A 21,701-nucleotide genomic window follows, 5' to 3' on the forward strand; every position below is an offset into this window, starting at 1 on the left:
ATGCCGCCATCCGGGCACTCTCATCACTCTTTCTTCTTTGCCTCGCGGCGCTTTAGCCACCAGTGCGCCGCAACCACCAGCACCACCGCCAGAATCAGCCAGATCCAGTGTTTCAAATGCGCGTCCAGATGGTGCAGCCACGGGCCTATCGCTTCGCCGCCGAGATAGCCGAGCGTGGTAAAAATTAACGCCCAGATAATCGCGCCGAGAATATTCAGCGGCAGAAACACCTTCGGTGGCAGTCGACTGGCGCCAATCAGCAGCGGGCCGATAACCCGGAAGCCGTACATAAAGCGGGTGCCGATGACAAACAGGTAGGGGCGACGCTGGATCATGCGCTGGGCTTTCTGGATCCGCTTCTTCTGCCGGGAAAACCGGCGCAGGATGCGTCCGCCAAAGCGTCTGCCGAGCAAATAAAGCAATTGATCGCCAATCATTCCCCCGAGGGCGACCGAGATAACCACCAGCCAGAACTTCAATAATCCCTGATGTGCCGCCACGCCGCCGAGCAGCGTGATGGTTTCGCCTTCCGCCATGCTGCCAATGACCAGCGCCGCGTAGCCGTACTGGGTAATCAGGTTATTGATATCCATATAAAGATAAACTCCATAAAACGTCAGTCCCTTAATCATACACCCTGATGATAAAAATGCCGGGGAAGCGCATTTTTCTTGCTGTACACAAAATAATCTACAAGGTGAATTATACTTGGATCAGTGCTGTACCACGCCGTGACAAGGGGGACGCTATGAACCATGTCTGGGGGCTCTTCTCGCATCCTAATCAAGAGATGAGCGTTATTAAAAGCGAAAACGAAACCGTTTCGCATCACTACACGCACCATGTGCTGGTTATGGCAGCGGTTCCGGTTATCTGCGCCTTTATCGGCACCACGCAGCTGGGCTGGAACTTCGGCGACGGCACGGTGATAAAACTGTCGTTGATGACCGGCCTGGCGCTGGCGGTGCTGTTTTATGCCGTGATGCTCGCCGGGGTCGCGGTGATGGGGCGGGTTATCTGGTGGATGGCACGAAGCTATCCGCAGCGGCCTTCCCTTAAACGCTGTATGGTTTTCGCCGGCTATGTCGCCACGCCGCTATTCCTGAGCGGGATCGTGGCGCTCTATCCGCTGGTGTGGCTGTGCGCGCTGGTGGGAACCGTCGCGCTGCTCTATACCGGCTATCTGCTTTATCTCGGGATCCCGACTTTCCTTGGCATCAATAAAGAAGAGGGGCTAAGTTTCGCCAGCTCGACCCTGGCGATTGGCGTGCTGGTGCTGGAAGTGCTGCTCGCCATCACCGTGATCCTCTGGGGCTACGGCTATCGACTCTTCTGATTAACTCATTGCCGGCATAAATAGTTTTTTATGTCGGCAATGCAGCATTTGTTCACGATTCTTATTAGCCAGCGCGCGTTCTGACAGGGTATGATGATTTTTGCCAGCGGTGTTATCCCCAGCGCCGCGGCGTACGTTCATAACGTGCAAAAATACTTTTCAGAATGTTCACGATGACCAAATTTCGAGTTTCTTTGCTCAGCCTGACGTTGCTGCTGGCTGTGCCTTTTGCGCCCCAGGCGATGGCTAAATCCCCCGCGGCGGTGTCCGCTTCCCAGCCGGATATTGCGTCCGGCAGCGCGATGATCGTCGACCTTGCCAGCAAAAAGATCATTTATGCCAGCCAGCCGGATCTGGTTCGTCCGATGGCGTCGATCACTAAAGTGATGACCGCGATGGTGGTGCTGGATGCCCATCTGCCGCTTGATGAGATGCTGACCGTTGATATCAGCCAGACGCCTGAAATGAAAGGGATCTATTCACGCGTTCGCCTGAACAGCCAAATCAGCCGCCGCAATATGCTGCTGCTGGCGCTCATGTCGTCGGAAAACCGCGCCGCTGCCAGCCTGGCGCACCATTATCCCGGCGGCTATAACGCCTTTATTCGCGCGATGAACGCCAAAGCGCAGGCGCTGGGAATGACCCGCACCCGTTACGTTGAGCCCACTGGCCTGTCGATTCATAACGTTTCCACCGCGCGCGATCTGACTAAGCTGCTGATCGCCAGCGAGCAGTATCCGCTGATTGGCCAGCTGAGCACCACGAAGGAAGATATGGCGACTTTCGCCCATCCCGCCTACACGCTGCCGTTCCGTAACACCAATCATCTGGTCTATCGTGATAACTGGAATATTCAGCTGACCAAAACCGGTTTTACTAATGCTGCGGGCCACTGCCTGATTATGCGTACGGTGATTAATCAGCGCCCGGTAGCGCTGGTGGTGATGGATGCTTTTGGCAAATATACCCACTTTGCCGATGCCAGCCGTCTGAGAACGTGGATTGAAACCGGGAAGGTGATGCCGGTTCCGGCTTCCGCGCTCAGCTATAAAAAACAGCGCGAAGCGCAGATGGCCGATGCGATGCTGAAAGGCGGCGCGCAGACCGCGCAGAACGATTAACCCCCATTTCCCCGGATTACGGCGTAAACGCCTTATCCGGGCTACAGAACCGCGCTGAACCGTAGCCTGGCTAAGCGCAGTGCGAGCCGGGGGATTTTCCCGGAGGCGGCGCTGGCGCGCCTGTCCGTGCTACCGCTTACCCGCGACCCCGAGGGGTTACTCCGGCAGCGTCCAGTCGCCATCGCCGAGCGGGCGCTGCATAATCAAGGTGTCGCGCCAGTCGCCCATCTTATAACCAACGCTGCGCAGCTGGCCCGCCACGCTAAAACCGAACTTTTTATGAATTGCAATCGACGCGGCGTTACTGTGGCCGTCGCCGATAATGGCCAACATCTGTCGCCACGGTCCCTGTTCGCATTTCTCTATTAACCGGGAGAGCAGCGCGCTGCCGATGCCGCGTCCGCCCATTCCCGCCTCCACGTAAATGGACTCTTCGAGAGTGTAGCGGTAGGCCGGGCGAGGGCGATAAAACGTGGCGTAGCAGTAGCCGACGATGGTTCCGCGCCACAGGGCAACCAGCCACGGCAGCCCGCTATCGCGCACGGTTTTAATACGCTTGCGCATCTCGTCGACGGTCGGCGGGATCTCTTCAAAAGAGGCGCGTCCATTGAGCACGTGCCAGACGTACAGCGCGGCGATGGCGTGGGCGTCATCGGGCAGCGCCTCGCGGATCTCTAAGTCAGCGTCGTGTAATTTATCCACTGCGGACATGTTGGGTTCCTTAAGCGGGTTTGCCGGAGAGGAGATTTCTCCGGCGTGCAGCGTAATACAGAAGCCCCGCGGCTGAACAGCCCCTCGTGGGGATTATTGCGGGTCGGTAGTGCTTGCCGCGTTATCCGGCGTTTCTCCCCAGTATTTTTGCTTGCTGGTTTTGCCGATCCCCGGGTTCATACTGTTGGTTGGATCGTTCTCACGATAGAAACGTTTTAAGCTTTCCGGCGCCTCATAGAGATGGCCGACGTTATGCTCGGCGGGATACTGAGCGCCGCGCTCCTTCAGCAGCACCAGCATTTTCTCCTTCAGTTCGTGGGCATCGACGCCTTTTTTCACGATGTAATCCTGATGGAAAACGTGACACATAAAGTGACCGTAATAGAGCTTATGCACCAGTTGGCTGTCAATATCAGCGGGAAGATGCTCAAACCATTCGGTATCGTTACGGCGCAGGGCGATATCCAGCGCCAGAATATCTTCCACCTCATCGGCGTGAACCGCCTGATAGCGGATCGCCGCACCCGCAGCGGCAAAGCGGTGCAGGAAGGCTTTGCTGCCTTCTTCCGCGGTGCAGACGAAGAAATCCCCTTCGGCATTCTGGAAATACTCTCCAAGCCATGCCTGGGCTTCTTCGATGCCATCGCCCGCCATTTTCAGCAGCAGATGGTGTTCATATTTATCGCGCCAGGTTTTCATTCGCTCCGGCAGGTGCGCCGGGAAGACGTGACCCAGCTTCTGCATAAAGCGGTCGGTGAAGTGCGGCTTAAACAGAGAGACTTTCTCCAGCATCGCGTCGGTGCGGCCCTTCATGGTAAAGAAGAACGGCATTTTATCGGTGCCGAGCTTGTCGATCATCAGGAAGGTATCTTTCCCGTACTGCTCGGCGATGTCGTAAATATCGCGGTGCATGTACTCGCCCGCAACCGGCAGATGGCTGAATTCGGCGAGAATATGGCGGCGAATTTCGGTCAGCACTTCCGGCTGGTTGGTGCCGATGTAGAACACCTGCTGGCGTTTTTCCGCCGGGAAAGTATCGAGGCGCACGGCGAACACCGCCAGCTTGCCGGCGCAACCCGAGGATTCAAACAGACGGTCCGGGTCGGCGTTGTAGCGTGCCGGGGTATCGGCATTCACGTCGCGCACGCGGGTGACGTAATCATGATCGTGAGCGTGGCGGCCATCGTGGCGGACATCTTCATCTTTAACCCGCTCGTCGTCGAGGCGGCTGAGGATCTGCTCCGGCGTGGTGCCGAGGTCGATGCCGAGGTGGTTCACCAGCGTCAGCTTGCCGTTTTCATCAATTTGCGCGTACAGCGACATTTCGGTATACGCCGGGCCGCGCTGTACCAGCGAGCCGCCGGAGTTGTTGCAGATCCCGCCGACCACCGATGCCCCGATGCAGGATGAGCCAATGACGGAGTGCGGTTCGCGACCCAGCGGCTTCAGCGCTTTTTCCAGCGAATAGAGCGTTGTGCCGGGATAAGCCAGTACCTGTTCGCCTTTATCCAGCAGGTGCAGTTTATCCAGGCGCAGGGTGCTGATAATGACGATGTCGCGATCGTAATCATTGCCGTTCGGCGTTGATCCTTCGGTCAGGCCGGTATTTGCCGCCTGCATCAGAATGATTTTATCGGCGTTGACGCAGGCGTTCAGCACGCGCCACAGCTCCAGCAGCGTGCCGGGAAAGACCACCGCCAGCGCTTCTCCCTGGCCGGAGCGGAAGCCTTTGCGATAGCGCTGGGTTTTGGCCGGGTCGGTCAACAGATGGGAGGTGCCAACCAGGCGAGCGAGTTCAGCCAGAAAAGCGTTGTTATGAGTTGTTGCAGATGACATGTTCCACTCCTTGTGGCGGTACAAAATTATCAAAAATAAGAATAGCCCTTTGTATGACAATTTGATGCATCAATGTTTCGAAAAATCAGAGAACAACGCGCGCTTTCTTCAGGCGTCTCGTTTATGTTTATGGCAGACTTCGATTTTTGCTATCTTTTCGCCGATCTGGCCGACTGGAACAATGAGGGATAAAAATGAAATGGCTTTGTACTGTAGGCGTCGCTGTGAGCCTGGCGCTGCAACCCGCGCTGGCGGATGAATTGTTCGGCAATCATCCCTTAACGCCGCAGGCGCGGGATGCGTTTGTGACCGAACTGCTGACGAAAATGACGGTGGACGAAAAAATCGGTCAGCTGCGCTTGATTAGCGTCGGTCCGGATAACCCGAAAGAAGCCATCCGCGAAATGATAAAAGAGGGGCAGGTAGGGGCGATTTTTAACACCGTGACCCGCAATGATATCCGCGCTATGCAGGATCAGGTGATGGCGCTCAGCCGCCTGAAAATTCCGCTGTTTTTCGCTTTTGACGTGCTGCACGGCCAGCGCACGGTATTTCCGATATCTCTTGGCCTGGCTTCCTCTTTCAACCTCGATGCGGTGAATACCGTCGGGCGGATTTCAGCTTATGAGGCGGCCGACGATGGCCTGAACATGACCTGGGCGCCGATGGTCGACGTCTCCCGCGACCCGCGCTGGGGCCGCGCCTCGGAAGGCTTTGGCGAAGACACTTATCTCACCACCATCATGGGGGAAGAGATGGTGAAATCCATGCAGGGCAAAAGCCCGGCGGACCGCTACTCGGTGATGACCAGCGTTAAGCACTTTGCCGCCTACGGCGCGGTCGAAGGCGGCAAAGAGTACAACACCGTCGATATGAGCCCGCAGCGCCTGTTTAACGACTATATGCCGCCGTATAAAGCGGGGCTGGACGCAGGCAGCGGCGCGGTAATGGTCGCGCTCAACTCGCTTAACGGTACTCCGGCAACCTCGGATTCCTGGCTGCTGAAGGACGTGCTGCGCGACCAGTGGGGCTTCAAAGGCATCACCGTGTCCGACCATGGGGCCATAAAGGAGTTGATCAAACACGGCGTGGCCGCGGACCCGGAAGACGCGGTGCGCGTGGCGCTGAAGTCAGGCATCAACATGAGCATGAGCGATGAATACTACAGTAAGTATCTGCCCGGGCTGGTGAAGTCCGGCAAGGTGACGATGGCGGAGCTTGATGACGCGACCCGCCACGTGCTGAACGTCAAATACGATATGGGGCTGTTTAACGATCCCTATAGCCACCTGGGGCCGAAAGATTCCGATCCGCAGGATACCAACGCCGAAAGCCGTCTGCATCGTAAAGAAGCGCGTGAAGTGGCGCGCGAAAGCCTGGTGTTGCTGAAAAACCGTCTCGACACGCTGCCGCTGAAAAAATCGGGCACTATCGCGGTAATCGGCGCGCTGGCCGACAGCAAGCGCGACATGATGGGCAGCTGGTCAGCGGCGGGCGTGGCCGATCAGTCGGTCACCGTGCTGGCCGGAATGCAAAAGGCGCTGGGCGATCAGGGCAAAATCATCTATGCCAAAGGCGCCAACGTCACTGATGATAAAGGTATCGTCGACTTCCTTAATCTGTACGAGAAAGCGGTGCAGGTTGATCCACGCTCGCCGCAGGAGATGATTGATGAAGCGGTGGCGGCGGCGAAGCAGTCCGACGTGGTGGTTGCCGTGGCGGGTGAAGCGCAGGGTATGGCGCATGAAGCCTCCAGCCGCACCGACATCACCCTGCCGCAGAGCCAGCGCGCCCTCATTAGCGCGCTGAAAGCGACCGGTAAACCGCTGGTGCTGGTGCTGATGAACGGCCGTCCGCTGGCGCTGGTGAAAGAGGATCAGCAGGCCGATGCGATACTCGAAACCTGGTTCGCCGGTACCGAAGGCGGCAACGCCATTGCCGACGTGCTGTTCGGCGACTACAACCCGTCGGGCAAACTGCCGATGTCCTTCCCGCGTTCGGTCGGACAGATCCCAACCTACTACAGCCATCTCAATACCGGTCGCCCGTACAATGCAGATAAGCCGAACAAGTACACCTCGCGCTACTTTGACGAGGCCAACGGCCCGCTCTATCCCTTTGGCTACGGCCTGAGCTATACCACCTTTAGCGTTTCCGATGTGAAAATGTCGGCGCCGACCTTGCAGCGCGACGGCAGCGTAACCGCCAGCGTGCAGGTGACCAATACCGGCAAGCGTGAAGGGGCGACGGTGATTCAGCTTTATCTGCAGGACGTCACCGCTTCCCTGAGCCGGCCGGTGAAAATGCTGCGCGGCTTTAAGAAGGTGACCCTCAAGCCGGGTGAGACGCAAACCGTCAGCTTCCCGATTGACATTGAGGCGCTGAAGTTCTGGAACCAGCAGATGAAGTACGACGCCGAGCCGGGCAAATTCAACGTCTTTATCGGCGTCGATTCCGCCCGCGTGAAGCAGGGCGAGTTCGAACTGCTGTAATTGCGCTTTGTCGCCCGGGTAAGGCTGTGGCCGCCGCACGGGAACACGCATTCCTTATCCCAAAGGCCGATTTATCGGCCTTTTCTTTTTCCGCTCCGCCCCAAATGAACTACGCTTTTTGCTTAAGCTCCTGTTAATGGAGCGCAAATTAAAGAGGGACGCGAGAATGATAAAGGCAAGTATGTGGTCCGGCACGCTGGCGCTGGCGGCCCTGATAAGTCTGCCGCTGCAGGCGGCGGAGCCGGTTAAAGTCGGCTCAAAAATCGATACCGAAGGGGCGCTGCTCGGCAATATTATTTTGCAGGTGCTGGAAAGCCACGGAGTGAAAACCGTCAATAAAATCCAGCTCGGCACCACGCCGGTGGTGCGCGGAGCGATAACCGCCGGTGAACTGGATATCTATCCGGAATATACCGGTAACGGCGCCTTCTTCTTTAAAGCGGAGAACGACCCGGCGTGGAAAAACGCGCAGCAGGGCTACGAGAAAGTCAAAAAGCTGGACGCGGAAAAGAATAAGCTCGTGTGGCTTACCCCGGCTCCGGCCAACAATACCTGGACCATCGCCGTTCGTCAGGATCTGGCGGAAAAAAATAACCTCGCCTCGTTAAGCGACCTTGCCGGCTATCTGCAAAAGGGCGGTGACTTTAAGCTGGCCGCTTCGGCGGAATTTATTGAACGGCCGGACGCGCTGCCGGCATTTGAAAAAGCCTACGACTTTACGCTCAAACAGAACCAGCTGCTGTCGCTGGCGGGCGGCGATACGGCGGTCACCATTAAAGCGGCGGCGCAGCAGACCTCCGGCGTAAATGCGGCGATGGCCTACGGCACCGATGGCCCGGTCGCCGCGCTGGGCCTGCAAACCCTGAGCGACCCGAAGGGCGTGCAGCCAATTTACGCCCCGGCCCCGGTCGTGCGTGAAGCGGTGCTGAAAGAATACCCGCAGATAGCCGACTGGCTACAGCCGGTCTTTGCCAGCCTGGATGAAAAGACCCTGCAAAAGCTGAACGCCAGTATTGCGGTAGAGGGCCTGGATGCGAAGAAAGTCGCCGCCGACTATCTGCAACAAAAAGGGCTGCTGAAGTAGAGTTCGCGTGACGATTCGTTGCTGTAACCGCGTTGCGCTGCTGCTGGCATTATTACTGCTGCTGGCGATGGCGCTGCCGTTTATCAATTATGCGCCTAACCGGCTGTTATCCGGCGAGGGCCGTTGGCTATGGCAGGTCTGGCCATGGCTGGCGGGCGTGCAGGCGGGGGCGGCGCTGTTAATCGCGCTGCTGTGCTGGCGGCCGGGGCGCTTCCCGCTGCTGGTCATCTTCCTGCTGGCGGATCTGATGCTGCCTGCGCTGCTTTGGGGGGCCGGCGGGGCGGCGGGGCAGCTGGCGCAGAACGGTTCGTCGCTGGCCCGTACCTCGCCGGGCAGCGGCCTGTGGCTGGCGCTGGCGCTCTGTCTGCTTATCGCCAGCGATGCCGTTCGCCGTCTGACTTCCCGTGCCCTGTGGCGCTGGTTGCTCAATGCGCAAATCTGGCTGCTGCCCGCGCTGCTGCTGGGACTGGGGAGCCTCGATGAACTCTCTCTGCTGAAAGAGTATTTCAATCGCCGGGAAGTGTTTGACGATGCGCTGTCGCAGCATGTGACTCTGCTGCTCGGTACCCTGCTGCCGGGGCTGCTGATTGGGCTGCCCATTGGCGTTTGGCTCTGGCGCTTCCCACGCTGGCAATCGCCGGTTTTTGCGGTTCTCAATGTGATTCAGACCGTTCCCTCCGTGGCGCTGTTCGGCCTGCTTATTGCGCCGCTGGCGGGGCTGGCGCGCCAGTTTCCTTCGCTTGCCCAGCTCGGCGTTTCCGGAACCGGCATTACGCCTGCGCTGATTGCGCTGGTGCTTTATGCGCTGTTGCCGCTGGTACGCGGGGTGACGGTCGGCCTGCAGCAGGTTCCGCGTGAAGCGCTGGAGAGCGCGGTGGCGATGGGGATGAGCGGCGGACAGCGGTTTCGTCAGGTACAGTTGCCGCTGGCATTGCCCGTATTGTTGCGCAGCCTGCGGGTGGTTAGCGTACAAACCGTCGGTATGGCGGTCGTCGCAGCGCTGATTGGCGCAGGCGGCTTTGGCGCGCTGGTTTTCCAGGGCCTACTCAGCAGCGCGCTGGATCTGGTGCTGCTTGGGGTGATCCCGACCATCGCGCTGGCGGTGGTGGTGGATGCGCTATTCGCGCTGTGGGGCGCATTACTCAAAGGAGAGGTCCGTGATTGAGTTCGACGGCGTCAATAAAGCCTTTGCCGGACAGCCTGCGGTGAAAAACCTCAATCTGCATCTGCGCGAGGGGGCATTTTCGGTGCTGATTGGCACCTCAGGTTCGGGGAAATCGACCACGCTGAAGATGATCAATCGCCTGGTGGAGCATGATAGCGGGACGATCCGTTTCGCCGGGCAGGATATCCGCCAGCAGCCGGTGCTCGAACTGCGCCGCAGAATGGGCTACGCCATCCAGTCCATCGGCCTGTTTCCCCACTGGACGGTGGCGCAAAACATTGCCACCGTTCCGCAGCTGCAAAAGTGGTCGCGGCAAAAAACGCAGGCGCGGGTTGATGAATTGATGGCCTTGCTGGGGCTCGAGCCGGTGCTGCGCGAACGTTATCCCCATCAGCTTTCCGGCGGCCAGCAGCAGCGCGTCGGCGTGGCGCGCGCGCTGGCGGCGAATCCGCAGGTGTTGCTCATGGACGAACCTTTTGGCGCGCTCGATCCGGTGACGCGGGAAGCTCTGCAACAGGAGATGATCCGCATTCATCGCCTGCTGGGACGCACGATTGTGCTGGTGACCCACGATATCGATGAGGCGCTGCGGCTGGCGGATCATCTGGTGTTGATGGACGGCGGCGAAGTAGTGCAGCAGGGCGAGCCGCTGCAGATGCTGCTGGAGCCAAAAAATACCTTTGTGCAGACCTTCTTTGGCCGCAGCGAACTGGGCGTGCGCCTGCTGTCGCTGCGCGGCGTGAGTGATTATCTGCGCCGCGATGAGCGCCTGGCGGGAGATGCGTTAAACGTGGCGATGACCCTGCGCGAGGCGCTATCGCAGTTTATTGCTCATCGCTGCGAGGTATTGCCGGTAGTGGATGAGCGGGGAGAGTCCTGCGGGACGTTGCATTTTGCCGACCTGCTGCGCGAGGAGGCCCGGCGTGAAGGTGCTACGTGATCCGCTGCTGTGGCTGATCGCAATGTTTGTCGCGCTGCTGCTGGCGTTGCCCTACAGCGCGCCGCTATTCAGCGCGCTGTTTCCCGAGCTGCCGCGCCCGGTTTATCAGCAGGAGAGTTTTATTTCGCTGACCCTGGCGCACTGTTGGCTGGTGGCACTCTCCAGCCTCGCGGCTACGGTGGTGGGCGTCGGGGCAGGGATTGCGGTCACCCGGCCTTCCGGTCATGAGTTTCGCCCCCTGGTAGAGACGATCGCCGCGATGGGACAGACGTTTCCACCGGTTGCGGTGCTGGCGATTGCGGTTCCGGTGATGGGATTCGGCTGGCAGCCCGCGCTGATCGCGCTGGCGCTGTACGGCATATTGCCGGTTTTGCAGGGTACGCTGGCGGGATTGGGGGCGGTACCGTCCGGCGTATTGTCTATCGCTCAGGGGATGGGAATGACCGGCTGGCAGAGATTGATAAAGGTGGAGCTGCCGCTGGCGGCGCCGGTGATGCTCGCCGGCATTCGTACCTCGACCATCGTGAATATGGGGACGGCGACCATTGCGTCAACCGTCGGCGCGAATACGCTCGGCACGCCGATTGTTATCGGCCTGAGCGGATTTAATACCGCTTATGTCATTCAGGGGGCGCTGCTGGTGGCGCTGGCAGCGATTATCGTCGATCGCGGCTTTGAACGGCTGACCCGGCTAATCAGCCGACACCGCCGCGAACAATAAATGAATAGCCAGCCAGCATCACGCCGCCGATGCCGCTGATGGCCATAAATAAGAACAGAGTAATAACCGCAATTTTCGCTGGCTTCATAATAGGCTCCTGATGTTAACGCAAGGATTATACGGTGAAGCGCAGGTGTTAATGAAACATTAATTGCGGTTTAGCTACGACAGCCCCCCGGCTTGCGCTGCGCTTAGCCGGGCTACCGGGCCACAGATTGCCGATAACCCGTAGCCCGGGTAAGGCGTTTACGCCGCAACCCGGGGAATGTGCCGTGATGTAGTATTGCTGCGGCTTCTTCCCGGCTTGCGCTGCGCTTAGCCGGGCTACCGGGCCACAGATTGCCGGTAACCCGTAGCCCGGACAGGCGCCTCAGGCGCCGCCTCCGGGAGACGTTGCGGTGGCGTGATTCAGCCAGATAATCTGGCCCTGCTGCTCCCATTGACGCATTTGATTCACCTGGGCGCTACAGGGCGTCTCTCCGCACCAGACCATTAGCGTACTGTCGGGGAAAAGCTCCGGTCGGATCTGGTTCAGCGAATGGGCGAGAATATCCACCCGCCAGCCATGTTCGCTGGCTATCCAGCCCTCCAGCCATAGCCGGGTGATATCGTTCACATTCCAGCCCATAATCAGCGCATGGTCGCCGGGATATTTTGCCGTCGAGGACAGGCATCGGGCGATATGATTAATCAGAATGCCGTCCAGGATGCCCCGCATTGCCAGCAACGTTGGCTGCGGGCTGAGCAGGCGCTGGCGTAAGGGGTTAACCAGGTGCTTCACCAGGGTTTGCGCAGAGTCGGTGTGGTTACGCTCCTTCAGCCACATCCGCAGGCGATGATAACTTCCGTTTTGCAGATAGCCGAGCAGCATCTCCTGCCGATCGCACCAGCCGTCGACCCTCTCCTGCTCATTATCCATCAGCAGCGTTTTCACTTTCCCGACCTGCACGCCGGAGTCAATCCAGCGTTTGATTTCGCGAATACGGTCTATCTCATATTCATTAAACAGGCGGTGGCCGCCGTCGGTACGCTGAGGTTTCAGTAATCCGTAGCGCCGCTGCCAGGCGCGTAACGTCACGGGATTGATATCGCAAAGCTGGGCAACTTCGCCAATTGTATAAAGCGCCATTTTCTCCTCCCGCTGTGTTCTCCTCTATTAACTGTAGAAGCTGTTTGCCGAAGCGGGGAGTTTTGTCTGTTTTTTGTACAAAAACGGATCGTCGAGGCGCTAAGAAGTGTGATCCTGAACATGAATTATCATTTTCATGTATTGCTTCAAAGAAAGTTATAAGCAAGCAGTGTATGTTACGCGCTTTCAAATGAAGTGTGGTCTGCGGGTATGTACGAGTTTGATCTGGTGTTGCTGCTGCTTCAGCAGATGTGCGTGTTTTTGGTCATTGCGTGGCTGATGAGCAAAACGCGTCTGTTCATCCCGTTAATGCAGGTCACCGTCCGTTTACCGCATAAGCTCTTGTGCTACGTGACCTTCTCTATTTTCTGCATCCTCGGCACCTACTTTGGCCTGCATATCGAAGATTCGATCGCCAATACGCGAGCCATCGGCGCGGTGATGGGCGGCCTGCTGGGCGGACCGGTGGTCGGCGGCCTGGTGGGACTGACCGGCGGCCTTCATCGCTACTCGCTGGGCGGCATGACCGCGCTGAGCTGTATGGTTTCCACCATCGTTGAAGGACTGCTCGGCGGGCTGGTGCACAGCATTCTGGTTAAACGCGGGCGACCGGATAAAGTCTTCAGCCCGCTCACGGCCGGCGCGATTACCTTTTTTGCTGAAATGGTGCAGATGTTGATCATTTTGCTGATCGCTCGCCCGTTCGAAGATGCCCTGCATCTGGTACAAAGCATCGCTGCCCCCATGATGGTGACTAATACCGTCGGGGCGGCGCTGTTTATGCGTATCCTGTTGGATAAGCGGGCGATGTTTGAAAAATATACCTCGGCTTTCTCGGCCACCGCGCTGAAGGTGGCGGCGTCGACGGAGGGGATCCTGCGCCAGGGGTTTAACGAAGAGAACAGCATGAAGGTCGCGCAGGTACTGATCCAGGAGCTGGATATCGGCGCGGTCGCGATCACCGATCGCGACAAGCTGCTGGCGTTTACCGGGATCGGCGACGATCACCATCTGCCCGGTAAGCCTATTTCTTCGCTCTATACCCAAAAGGCGATCGATACCGGCGAGGTGGTCTATGCCGACGGTAACGAGGTGCCCTACCGCTGCTCGATTCATCCTAACTGTAAGCTGGGCTCCACGCTGGTTATTCCGCTGCGCGGCGAGAATCAGCGGGTGATTGGCACGATAAAACTTTATGAAGCGAAAAACCGCCTGTTCAGCTCCATCAACCGCACGCTGGGGGAGGGGATTGCCCAGCTATTATCCGCGCAGATCCTGGCCGGACAGTATGAGCGGCAAAAGGCGTTGCTAACGCAGTCGGAAATCAAGCTGCTGCACGCCCAGGTGAACCCGCACTTCCTGTTCAACGCGCTGAATACCCTGAAAGCGGTGATTCGCCGCGATAGCGACCAGGCGGGGCAACTGGTGCAGTATCTGTCGACCTTTTTCCGCAAAAACCTGAAACGGCCAGCGGAGATCGTGACCCTGGCGGATGAGATCGAACATGTAAACGCCTATTTGCAGATTGAGAAAGCGCGCTTTCAGGCCAACCTACAGATCCACATGCTGGTGCCGGAAGCGCTGGCCCAGCATCAACTGCCGGCTTTTACCCTACAGCCGATAGTCGAAAACGCCATTAAGCACGGGACTTCGCAGCACCTTGGGGTGGGGGAAATCACCATTCGCGCCAGCCAGTACCAGCGCTGGCTGCAGCTGGATATTGAAGATAACGCCGGGTTATATCAGGACAAACCCAGCGCCAGCGGACTGGGCATGAATCTGGTTGATCGCCGTCTGCGGGCGCGCTTCGGCGCCGATTGCGGGATCACCGTCACCTGCGAGCCGGAATGTTTTACCCGCGTCACGCTGAGACTGCCTCTGGAGGAAAACGCATGTTAAAAGTATTAATTGTCGACGACGAGCCGCTGGCGCGTGAAAACCTGCGTATTTTGCTGGAGACCCAGCCGGATATCGAGATTGTGGGCGAATGCGGAAATGCCGTAGAGGCGATTGGCGCGGTACACAAGCTGCACCCGGACGTGCTATTTCTGGATATCCAGATGCCGCGTATCAGCGGTCTTGAGATGGTTGGCATGCTTGACCCGGAGCATCGGCCCTATATCGTCTTTCTCACCGCATTTGACGAGTACGCGGTGAAAGCCTTTGAAGAGCACGCGTTTGATTATTTGCTGAAGCCAATAGAGTCCGCCAGGCTGGAAAAAACGCTGGCTCGACTGCGCCAGGAGCGCAGCCTGCAGGATATGACCGCCCTCGACGATACCCAGCAGGCGCTAAAGTATATTCCCTGCACCGGCCACAGCCGCATCTGGCTACTGCAGATGGAAGACGTGGCCTTCGTCAGCAGCCGGATGAGCGGGATTTACGTGACCGACCGCGAAGGAAAGGAGGGTTTTACCGAGCTCACCTTACGCACCCTTGAGAGCCGAACGCCGCTGCTGCGCTGCCATCGCCAGTACCTGGTTAACATGTCCCATCTCAAGGAGATCCGCTTTGAGGAAAACGGCCAGGCGGAGCTGCTGATGCGAGCCGGGCAAACGGTGCCGGTGAGCCGCCGTTATCTGAAAAGCCTGAAAGAGGCGATTGGTCTGTAAAACGGCGGAATCGTGATAAACTGTGCGGCAGAATTTTTCATCATGAAGGCAATATGATCAGTAACGATATTCTTCGTAGCCTGCGCTACACCCTGAAAACCAATAACAGCGGCCTGGTACGTATTTTTGCGCTAGCGGATGCGCCGGTCAGCGCCGAACAGTTGGTACCCTGGCTGAAAAAAGAAGACGAAGAGGGGTTTGTGCGCTGCCCGGATGTCGTGCTGTCGAATTTTCTCAACGGCCTGATTTACGACAAACGCGGTAAAGATGCGTCGGCGCCGCCGCTGGCGGTCGAACGCCGGGTGAATAATAATATCGTGCTGAAAAAACTGCGTATAGCCTTTTCCCTGAAGACGGATGACATTCTCGCTATCCTCACCCAGCAGAAATTCCGCGTCTCGATGCCGGAAATCACCGCCATGATGCGCGCCCCGGAGCATAAAAACTTCCGCGAATGCGGCGACCAGTTTCTGCGCTACTTCCTGCGCGGGCTGACCGAGCGCGAACACGCGAAATCCTGATATGCCTCCCCGGCTTGCGGCGTTAACGCCAGAGCCGGGCTCCCCGAATGTACGGCCCTGTAGCTTGACCGGGGTAGCCCGGCTAAGCGTAGCGTAAGCCGGGAGTTCTCCGCGCCAGTCTGGGTTATTTCACTTCTTTAAAACCCTGTGATTTCAACATTTTTTCCGACTCGCTCAGCGAAATAAACTTTTGCGAACAGTCGGTAAAGCTGGCCCCGGGTAATTGACACAGCTCGCTGATTTTAGCCTGATTAAAGTCGATGGAGAGGTGTTCCTGCGCGGCGCTCTCTTTATAGTCGACGCTGTGGGTGACGCCTTTGATTTTGCTGTAGGCCACGCCGATAGGATCGATGATCTTGCGCGCCTGCTCTTCGTTACTCACCCCGAGTGATGTATAGGGAATAGTATTCTCCGCGTCCTGGCGGGTAACGACATCGTCTTTGTAGTGATAGGTATAGGTCAGGTCTACGCCGTTCATCGTGTTGTGAAACGTCTTGACCTCATCTTTGTTGTTATCGCAGCCGACGAGCGCGGCCATCATTAACGTTGCGCCCAGAGCGGCGGTAATCCTGCGGTTAAATTTCATTATCATTCCTTGTTAATCAATCATCATCTCTAATTGTATACAGAGTTGGGCGATAGCGCTGAGCGTATCCTCGGAAGTCGCCGTTTCGCGCTCGGCCAACTGGCGGAGCAGGCGCGCGAGATGATTAAATCCGCCGTTGGTTAAATCGTCGCTCAGCGTCATCGCTTCGCGAAAAAGGCCCTTTTGCTGATAGCGCAGGCCGTTGCGCATAATCTGGATCAGCAGCGCCCGGGTGCGCTGCAACAGCGTCAGGGCCAGCGACCGCGGCGGCAGGATATCGCCGGCAGGCAGCGGCCCAACGGGAAGCGGTTCCGCGTTCAGCGCCCAGCCGCGGGTGCGGGTCATCATTACCAGCGGTTCCAGGCTAAGCTGCCCGCGGCTAAAGGTGACCATCCCGGACACCATCACTACCGGATCGTCCGCCTGGCTGAGCAGCGCCGCCATTCGCTCAACGGCATAGGGCGCGCTGGCGGCGGCGGGAAGGGACAGCTGCAAAACGTTGTCTTGCCCTTCGCCGCTGAGAACCTGCGCATCCAGCGTTTGCCGGGCGGCGTCCCATCCGACGGCAAGACAGGCATCCACCGGCAAAATAAACAGATTATCCACCTGATTAAGCGGACGCACCCACGCCGGAGGGCGCTGGCGCAGATACTCACGCAGCGCCGCAACCCCCGGCTGGCGCAGCGGCGCGCTGAGCAAAAGCCAGGCCTCTTCACTGAGCGGAACGTTGCTGCTCAGGCGGTGGCGCGCGCTCAGCAGCAGTTCGCCGCTGGCATTGCGGCTCGCTGATTGAGTAATTATCTGCCCGCCCGCCAGCGCGCCGGCCTGGAAGCTAAACAGGCGGCGCTGCCACAGCGGGATTTGCGCCCGTTCCGCCAGCGGCCAGCTGCGCGACAGATGCATAATGCTGCCGGTATCCGGGTCGCTAAACCAGATGCGTAAACCGTAGCGGTGATTATCCTGCCAGCTGCGCATTCCCAGGGAGATAAGTCGCAAATGATCGAGCAGCGCTTCACCGGCGATACCCTGGCCCACCACGGTGCGCCACGGCAGGGGCGGCGTCTGGTCGGCATCGGCAAGCTGCGCCATTCTGTCGGCGCTCTCAAGGCGGGCGTTAAGTCCTGCCAACTGGCTGAGAAGCTGTTCAGGATGGTAATGGCTGGCGCGCTGCTGAAGGGCCTCGACGCCTTCACGAAGCTGAGCAAGCGCGCCGACGACCCAGCGCCAGTTTACCGTCTGCGCCGCGCGCTGCGCCCGGGTGAACGCAGCCTCGAAGCCAATAGGCGGCTGGCTGACGCCGCTTTGCCACAGCAGTTGGCTGAGCTGGCGGAGGCTTTGTCGACAGGCCTCGCCGTCAGGGGTATCAAAAGGCCCTCCGCGGGCGGCGGCCTTGCGGCTGCGCGTTTGCCAGACCAGGTGCGTAAAGCCAGGCTGCTGGGCTTCGGCATCGGTAAAAGCCTGAACCGCCAGCGCCACGTGTTCGCACAGCGAGCCGTCGACGCAGTCGCAGCGGGCAAAACGGATGCTGCTGCGGGAATAAAAACGCACATCGCTCATCGGCAGCTTTGCCGAAGGCGTTTCGTTAGGTCGGCAGAATAGCTCCACCGCGACGCCTTTATCCGCCAGCTGCTGCGCCCGCTTCAGAACGGACTCGGGGAGAGCGGCCAGTTCCGCTTGCCACAGTCCCGGATGCCAGCGTTCGCCGCTCTCCGGTTCCCCTTCGGGATGCTCATCACCGGTATTGGCGCGCTGGTAGCTGAGGATCAGCATCACGCGATGACGACACATGCCGCTGGCGCCGCAGGTACAGCTGGATTCTTTGAGCGCCTGGCCTTTTGCCAGCCGGGTGCGGGTGCCGTCGTGAAATACGGCGGTCAGGGTGCCGTCTTCATCCTGCGCAAGCTCGGGGATATTGCCGTTATCCAGCTCTTTCTGGCTGCGTTTTACGAATCCGGCGTTGCTTAGCGCCATGAGCGCCTGCGGGGTGAGTTCCAGTAATTCGGGGCGTAAAGGCATCATGATTGTAAATTCTCCGCCAGCCAGGAGGCCAGCTCGCCGGGCGTCATGGCGGCGATTTGCGCCCCGACGTTAACCAGCGCCTGGGCCATATCGTGGTCATAACAGGGGGATGCCGAACTGTCTAACGCCGCCAGCCCGAGGACTTTAGCGCCGCTTTGCACGCTCAGCTTGACCTGATTAATCAGTAGCGAGTTCGCCCCGCCTTCGAAAAAGTCGCTCACCAGCACGATGACGCTTTTTTGCGGTTGTTCAATCAGCTGTCGCGCATATTCAACGGCCTGGGCGATATTGGTCCCGCCGCCGAGCTGAACTTTCATCAGCAGCTCTACCGGGTCGGCAACGTCGTCCGTGAGATCCACCACGCTGGTATCAAACGCCACGAGGTGCGTACGAATGCCGGGCAGCTGCCATAAGCAGGCCGCCATAACCGCCGAATGGATAACGGAATCCACCATCGAACCGCTCTGATCGACCAGCAAAATCAGCTGCCATTTTTCGCTGTGGCGTTTAATACGGCTGATAAACTTAGGCGATTCAATGTACAGCTTGCTGCGCTGCGGGTCCCAGTGCTTGAGGTTGGCGCGCAGGGTATTCTTGAAGTCGAAGTTGCGCGCCAGCGGGATACGCGAGGGGCGGCGCCGATCGCGCGCGCCGGAAAAAGCCTGGCGCACCTCTGTCGCCAGCCGGGCCATAATTTGCTCTACCACCTGGCGCACCAGCTTGCGGGCGGCGTTCAGCACGTCTGGATTCATCAGATGTTTAGTATGCAGTACCGCTCGCAGCAGGCTTTCGGAAGGCTCGATACGTTCAAGCACTTCCAGATTGGTCACCACCTCATCGATGCCGTAGCGCAGTACCGCATCGCTCTCCAGCCGCTCGATAACCGGCTGCGGAAAAAGCGAGTGGATAGCGTTGATCCATTCCGGCGTCGTCAGGCTGGAATCCTCCAGTCCACCCTGGCGCTCGCCTCGCCGTAGTCGCTCCGGATCGCGGCCGTAGAGCCACTCCAGCGCATGGTCTACCTGACGGGCATGCTCATCGAGGCCGCCGAGGCTGTTTTCGGCGGCCTCGCCCAGAATCAGCCGCCAGCGCTGGAGCTCCTGGGTTGCCAGAATATCGGATAACCTGTTCATTAGCGTACTCCCCAATGGCGTAGCGCGGCCAGCGCCTGCTGTTCCAGCTGCTGATGATAGAGTAACTGCTCCGGCGAGCAGGCAACCGGCGCCTGTAGCGCAGAGGTCGGTAGCATGGACATGTGATAGTGATCGAGCACCTGGCGGGCCAGCTCGCCGCGTTCCCGAGGCGGCAGCCACGCCATCGCCGCCCGCAGATCCGGCAGCGCGAGAATAAACTCATCGTCCGCCAGCCGGGCGAGCAGCGCGCTGAATCCCGCGATAAAAGCGGGCTGACAGGCGAGCTGATGGCGCGCCAGCGCCAGCATACCGTGGACCGCTTCTCCCAGACGCTGCGGAGAGAGCTGCGTCAGCAGGGTCAGCGCTGCTTCAGCGGTTGCCGTGGGATGCTCAAGACGAATCAGCGCGCCGAGCGCCGCGCCGCGGTCGAGCGGTGCGGCATCTGCGGCGTGAATTCGCCGTTCAAGCAGCGCCAGGGCGGCGCTGAGCGAAACTCCCGGTAAAACGCTGCCGCTGTGGAGATCGCGCAGGATGTGGCACAGGGTGCGCCAGCTATGCAGATGGGCGTGAAACTGCTGCTCTTCGGCAACGCCGCTGGATTCGCAAAGCCACAGCGTCCGGTCAAGCGCCGCGCAAAGCGTGATTTCCAGCACCGCGGCGTTTTGCATACCGCTGCTCTCATCTTGCTGCCAGAGGGCGTAAAGCACCTCCAGCGCTGGCCCCATTTCGGCAAACTGGCTCTCTTCGGCAATCAGCTGCGCCAGCTGTTCCAGCATCTGCTGGCTGAAGGTAGAGAGCCCCGCCAGCGCGGCCTGATTCAGGCTGGCGGCCAGGCTTTTGATCCCCCCGCAGGCCAGAATAGCCGCTTCCAGCCGCTGGCGCGCGGCCTCCGCCAGGGAAGCGCCGTAGCGGGAGGCCTCGATCAGGACCGCGTGCTGCTCCAGGGTTGGAAACAGTCGCCAGCGCTCTTCGCCATCGCCGGAAAGCGTCACCGCGCTGCCCGTTTGCTGCTGGAAACCGGGAATGTCGAGGATGGCCAACCGGTGTAAGACCTGACTTTTTGCTAATCCCTCGGGCGTATAGCGATTGATGTTCAGGTTTGCCGGTACGGCGATCCCGACGCGCGCCAGCTCGCGATCGACGTCCTGCGGCAGCGGCGGCAGCGGCGTTCCCTGAGCGAGCTTGCCGAAACCGGCTCCCGCCAGCGCATCCACGATGGTCAGCAGAATCGGATCGGTTTGCGGATGAATCACGCCGCGATAGCTCCACGGTAGCGGGGCATTGAGCGCTTCTTTGATTAACGAGCCCGCCAGCGCGTCAAGCCAGTCGCAGCGCAGCGGCTGGGTATGGCCGCGTATCTGCGCCAGCGCCATTGCGCGCAGGTGGGCGGCAGCGAAATCGGCCGTTGAGGCGGGAAGGCGATGCTGGCGCAGGCGGGCAAGGATAGTTTTCAGCAGCCGTTCCCCGGCCTGACGCAGGCCCAACTGCCAGCACCAATTTTGCCAGACCGGCGCCGGCATCCCGGAAAGATAGCCCGCCAGAACGTCCAGCCGTTTTTCGCTATAGGGGGTGAGGTAGCAGCCGGTGACGGCGTCGGGCGTCGGTGGCGGCGGGGATTCAGGTTCCTGCGCTGGCGCCCGGCAATTCCGCCACAGGGCTGCCAGCGCCGGGGCGTGCCAGCCGCCGCAGACCACCACGACCGGGCCGTCATTTTGCTGCATGGCCCATGCCACCCAGCGGGCCATCCAGGCTTCCCGCTGCCGGCTGTTTTCCCCGCCGCTGCTATCGCCGCGCAGCTGGATAAAGTATGTTTCCAGCGCCTGCTCCAGTCCGGCTCGCTGGGTTTCATCTTCGAACAGATGGTCCCACAGCGCGTCGGTATTCTCCATTCCGCTGGCGGCTAACAGGCGCTGCTGGTCATCGGCGCGGCGAGCGTCAGAGGCATCGCTGTCATCCTCTCTTTGCGCCCAGACCGGTAAATCGATAAAGCGAATATGCGCGCCCGTCGCCCGGGCGCTCAGCAGCGCCTGCCACTCGGGGGAGAATTCGGCAAACGGCGTCCAGGCACCGCGTCCCGCCGCGCCGCCCTCCTGAGACTGGCAGTAGCTGTAGATGGCGATGGGCAATTGATGGGGTAAAAACAGCTCATCCAGGCGCTGATTAAAGTCCACCGGCCCTTCAATCAGAACGTAGCGCGGACGCGTTTGTTCGATGCGTTCTTTTACCAGCCTGGCGCAGGCCGGGCTGTGGTGTCGAACGCCGATAATTAACGGCTGCTCTGGCATGCGTGTTCCC

The 21,701-nt window shown here is 59.3% G+C and carries 19 protein-coding genes; 10 read left to right on the top strand and 9 right to left on the bottom strand.

The window, feature by feature from the left end; translation table 11 throughout:
• Positions 1–23 precede the first annotated feature (23 nt).
• Positions 24–593 (bottom strand): DedA family protein, encoded by a 570-nt coding sequence (locus KO1_RS00310; RefSeq protein WP_004103851.1) that lies wholly within the window; start codon positions 591–593, stop codon positions 24–26.
• A 155-nt stretch (positions 594–748) separates the two neighbouring features.
• Here KO1_RS00310 and KO1_RS00315 point away from each other — a divergent pair, with 155 nt between their 5' ends.
• Together KO1_RS00315 and pbpG are read left to right on the top strand one after the other, a co-directional pair.
• Positions 749–1,336 carry a Yip1 family protein gene (locus KO1_RS00315; RefSeq protein WP_004103850.1) on the top strand — a complete coding sequence of 196 codons (588 nt, stop codon included), beginning with the start codon at positions 749–751 and terminating at the stop codon, positions 1,334–1,336.
• A gap of 173 nt (positions 1,337–1,509) precedes the next feature.
• Positions 1,510–2,457: a D-alanyl-D-alanine endopeptidase gene (pbpG, locus tag KO1_RS00320; protein WP_004103849.1), complete on the top strand. Its 948-nt coding sequence runs from the start codon at positions 1,510–1,512 to the stop codon at positions 2,455–2,457.
• Positions 2,458–2,613: 156 nt separating this feature from the next.
• On the opposite strand, the gene KO1_RS00325 is transcribed toward pbpG, so the two are convergent.
• Entirely contained in the window at positions 2,614–3,168 is a 555-nt protein-coding gene (locus KO1_RS00325) for a GNAT family N-acetyltransferase (protein ID WP_004103848.1), read from the bottom strand.
• Between the two features lie 93 nt (positions 3,169–3,261).
• Positions 3,262–5,004, bottom strand: a complete 1,743-nt coding sequence (dld, locus tag KO1_RS00330; RefSeq protein ID WP_032728550.1) for a D-lactate dehydrogenase — start codon at positions 5,002–5,004, stop codon at positions 3,262–3,264.
• 194 nt (positions 5,005–5,198) lie between these two features.
• Between dld and bglX the strand changes: the two genes are divergently transcribed.
• The 5 genes from bglX (at position 5,199) to KO1_RS00355 (ending at position 11,406) form a co-directional block, all read left to right on the top strand.
• On the top strand, positions 5,199–7,496 hold the full coding sequence (gene bglX / locus KO1_RS00335; protein ID WP_032728549.1) for a beta-glucosidase BglX: 2,298 nt from the start codon (positions 5,199–5,201) through the stop codon (positions 7,494–7,496).
• Between the two features lie 166 nt (positions 7,497–7,662).
• Positions 7,663–8,580, top strand: a complete 918-nt coding sequence (osmF, locus tag KO1_RS00340; RefSeq protein WP_004114076.1) for a glycine betaine ABC transporter substrate-binding protein OsmF — start codon at positions 7,663–7,665, stop codon at positions 8,578–8,580.
• A gap of 7 nt (positions 8,581–8,587) precedes the next feature.
• Positions 8,588–9,745 (top strand): ABC transporter permease, encoded by a 1,158-nt coding sequence (locus tag KO1_RS00345; protein ID WP_024274486.1) that lies wholly within the window; start codon positions 8,588–8,590, stop codon positions 9,743–9,745.
• Positions 9,738–10,685 (top strand): ABC transporter ATP-binding protein, encoded by a 948-nt coding sequence (locus tag KO1_RS00350; protein WP_023321327.1) that lies wholly within the window; start codon positions 9,738–9,740, stop codon positions 10,683–10,685. Before KO1_RS00345 ends, KO1_RS00350 begins: the two co-directional genes overlap by 8 nt.
• On the top strand, positions 10,669–11,406 hold the full coding sequence (locus KO1_RS00355; RefSeq protein WP_023321326.1) for an ABC transporter permease: 738 nt from the start codon (positions 10,669–10,671) through the stop codon (positions 11,404–11,406). The genes KO1_RS00350 and KO1_RS00355 overlap by 17 nt, the downstream gene beginning before the upstream one ends.
• On the opposite strand, the gene KO1_RS26700 is transcribed toward KO1_RS00355, so the two are convergent.
• Both KO1_RS26700 and KO1_RS00360 read right to left on the bottom strand, forming a co-directional pair.
• Complete coding sequence (locus tag KO1_RS26700; protein ID WP_004103838.1) at positions 11,381–11,494, bottom strand: protein YohO; 114 nt, start codon at positions 11,492–11,494, stop codon at positions 11,381–11,383. The genes KO1_RS00355 and KO1_RS26700 overlap by 26 nt on opposite strands.
• Before the next feature lie 282 nt (positions 11,495–11,776).
• A complete protein-coding gene (locus KO1_RS00360; RefSeq protein WP_047720864.1) occupies positions 11,777–12,535 on the bottom strand; it encodes a MerR family transcriptional regulator in 759 nt (252 codons plus the stop codon).
• A gap of 210 nt (positions 12,536–12,745) precedes the next feature.
• On the opposite strand from KO1_RS00360, the gene KO1_RS00365 reads away from it, so the two are divergent.
• From KO1_RS00365 to KO1_RS00375, 3 genes are read left to right on the top strand one after another with little or no spacing between them, the layout of a single operon-like run.
• Positions 12,746–14,434 carry a sensor histidine kinase gene (locus KO1_RS00365; protein ID WP_004103831.1) on the top strand — a complete coding sequence of 563 codons (1,689 nt, stop codon included), beginning with the start codon at positions 12,746–12,748 and terminating at the stop codon, positions 14,432–14,434.
• Positions 14,428–15,147 (top strand): two-component system response regulator BtsR, encoded by a 720-nt coding sequence (gene btsR / locus KO1_RS00370; protein ID WP_004103829.1) that lies wholly within the window; start codon positions 14,428–14,430, stop codon positions 15,145–15,147. Before KO1_RS00365 ends, btsR begins: the two co-directional genes overlap by 7 nt.
• Before the next feature lie 53 nt (positions 15,148–15,200).
• Positions 15,201–15,668 carry a YehS family protein gene (locus KO1_RS00375; RefSeq protein ID WP_004103827.1) on the top strand — a complete coding sequence of 156 codons (468 nt, stop codon included), beginning with the start codon at positions 15,201–15,203 and terminating at the stop codon, positions 15,666–15,668.
• Between the two features lie 124 nt (positions 15,669–15,792).
• Here KO1_RS00375 and KO1_RS00380 read toward each other — a convergent pair whose 3' ends face one another.
• Genes KO1_RS00380 through KO1_RS00395 form a run of 4 tightly spaced genes read right to left on the bottom strand, consistent with a single transcriptional unit; the run spans position 15,793 to position 21,691 of the window.
• Positions 15,793–16,254 carry a YehR family lipoprotein gene (locus KO1_RS00380; protein WP_004103825.1) on the bottom strand — a complete coding sequence of 154 codons (462 nt, stop codon included), beginning with the start codon at positions 16,252–16,254 and terminating at the stop codon, positions 15,793–15,795.
• Positions 16,255–16,266: 12 nt separating this feature from the next.
• Positions 16,267–18,273: a YehQ family protein gene (locus KO1_RS00385; RefSeq protein ID WP_064406798.1), complete on the bottom strand. Its 2,007-nt coding sequence runs from the start codon at positions 18,271–18,273 to the stop codon at positions 16,267–16,269.
• Positions 18,270–19,406: a vWA domain-containing protein gene (locus KO1_RS00390; protein ID WP_016809247.1), complete on the bottom strand. Its 1,137-nt coding sequence runs from the start codon at positions 19,404–19,406 to the stop codon at positions 18,270–18,272. The genes KO1_RS00385 and KO1_RS00390 overlap by 4 nt, the downstream gene beginning before the upstream one ends.
• Positions 19,406–21,691 carry a DUF5682 family protein gene (locus KO1_RS00395; protein WP_064406799.1) on the bottom strand — a complete coding sequence of 762 codons (2,286 nt, stop codon included), beginning with the start codon at positions 21,689–21,691 and terminating at the stop codon, positions 19,406–19,408. Before KO1_RS00395 ends, KO1_RS00390 begins: the two co-directional genes overlap by 1 nt.
• Positions 21,692–21,701 lie beyond the last annotated feature (10 nt).

Origin of the sequence: Klebsiella oxytoca NBRC 105695, assembly GCF_001598695.1 — a bacterium.
Lineage (GTDB): Bacteria > Pseudomonadota > Gammaproteobacteria > Enterobacterales > Enterobacteriaceae > Klebsiella > Klebsiella oxytoca.

Bases quoted from the DNA above. Each gene is read 5' to 3' on its own strand.
- KO1_RS00310 (WP_004103851.1), bottom strand. From the start codon at position 593: ATGGATATCAATAACCTGATTACCCAGTACGGCTACGCGGCGCTGGTC.
- KO1_RS00315 (WP_004103850.1), top strand. From the start codon at position 749: ATGAACCATGTCTGGGGGCTCTTCTCGCATCCTAATCAAGAGATGAGC.
- pbpG (WP_004103849.1), top strand. From the start codon at position 1,510: ATGACCAAATTTCGAGTTTCTTTGCTCAGCCTGACGTTGCTGCTGGCT.
- KO1_RS00325 (WP_004103848.1), bottom strand. From the start codon at position 3,168: ATGTCCGCAGTGGATAAATTACACGACGCTGACTTAGAGATCCGCGAG.
- dld (WP_032728550.1), bottom strand. From the start codon at position 5,004: ATGTCATCTGCAACAACTCATAACAACGCTTTTCTGGCTGAACTCGCT.
- bglX (WP_032728549.1), top strand. From the start codon at position 5,199: ATGAAATGGCTTTGTACTGTAGGCGTCGCTGTGAGCCTGGCGCTGCAA.
- osmF (WP_004114076.1), top strand. From the start codon at position 7,663: ATGATAAAGGCAAGTATGTGGTCCGGCACGCTGGCGCTGGCGGCCCTG.
- KO1_RS26700 (WP_004103838.1), bottom strand. From the start codon at position 11,494: ATGAAGCCAGCGAAAATTGCGGTTATTACTCTGTTCTTATTTATGGCC.
- KO1_RS00360 (WP_047720864.1), bottom strand. From the start codon at position 12,535: ATGGCGCTTTATACAATTGGCGAAGTTGCCCAGCTTTGCGATATCAAT.
- KO1_RS00365 (WP_004103831.1), top strand. From the start codon at position 12,746: ATGTACGAGTTTGATCTGGTGTTGCTGCTGCTTCAGCAGATGTGCGTG.
- btsR (WP_004103829.1), top strand. From the start codon at position 14,428: ATGTTAAAAGTATTAATTGTCGACGACGAGCCGCTGGCGCGTGAAAAC.
- KO1_RS00375 (WP_004103827.1), top strand. From the start codon at position 15,201: ATGATCAGTAACGATATTCTTCGTAGCCTGCGCTACACCCTGAAAACC.
- KO1_RS00380 (WP_004103825.1), bottom strand. From the start codon at position 16,254: ATGAAATTTAACCGCAGGATTACCGCCGCTCTGGGCGCAACGTTAATG.
- KO1_RS00385 (WP_064406798.1), bottom strand. From the start codon at position 18,273: ATGATGCCTTTACGCCCCGAATTACTGGAACTCACCCCGCAGGCGCTC.
- KO1_RS00390 (WP_016809247.1), bottom strand. From the start codon at position 19,406: ATGAACAGGTTATCCGATATTCTGGCAACCCAGGAGCTCCAGCGCTGG.
- KO1_RS00395 (WP_064406799.1), bottom strand. From the start codon at position 21,691: ATGCCAGAGCAGCCGTTAATTATCGGCGTTCGACACCACAGCCCGGCC.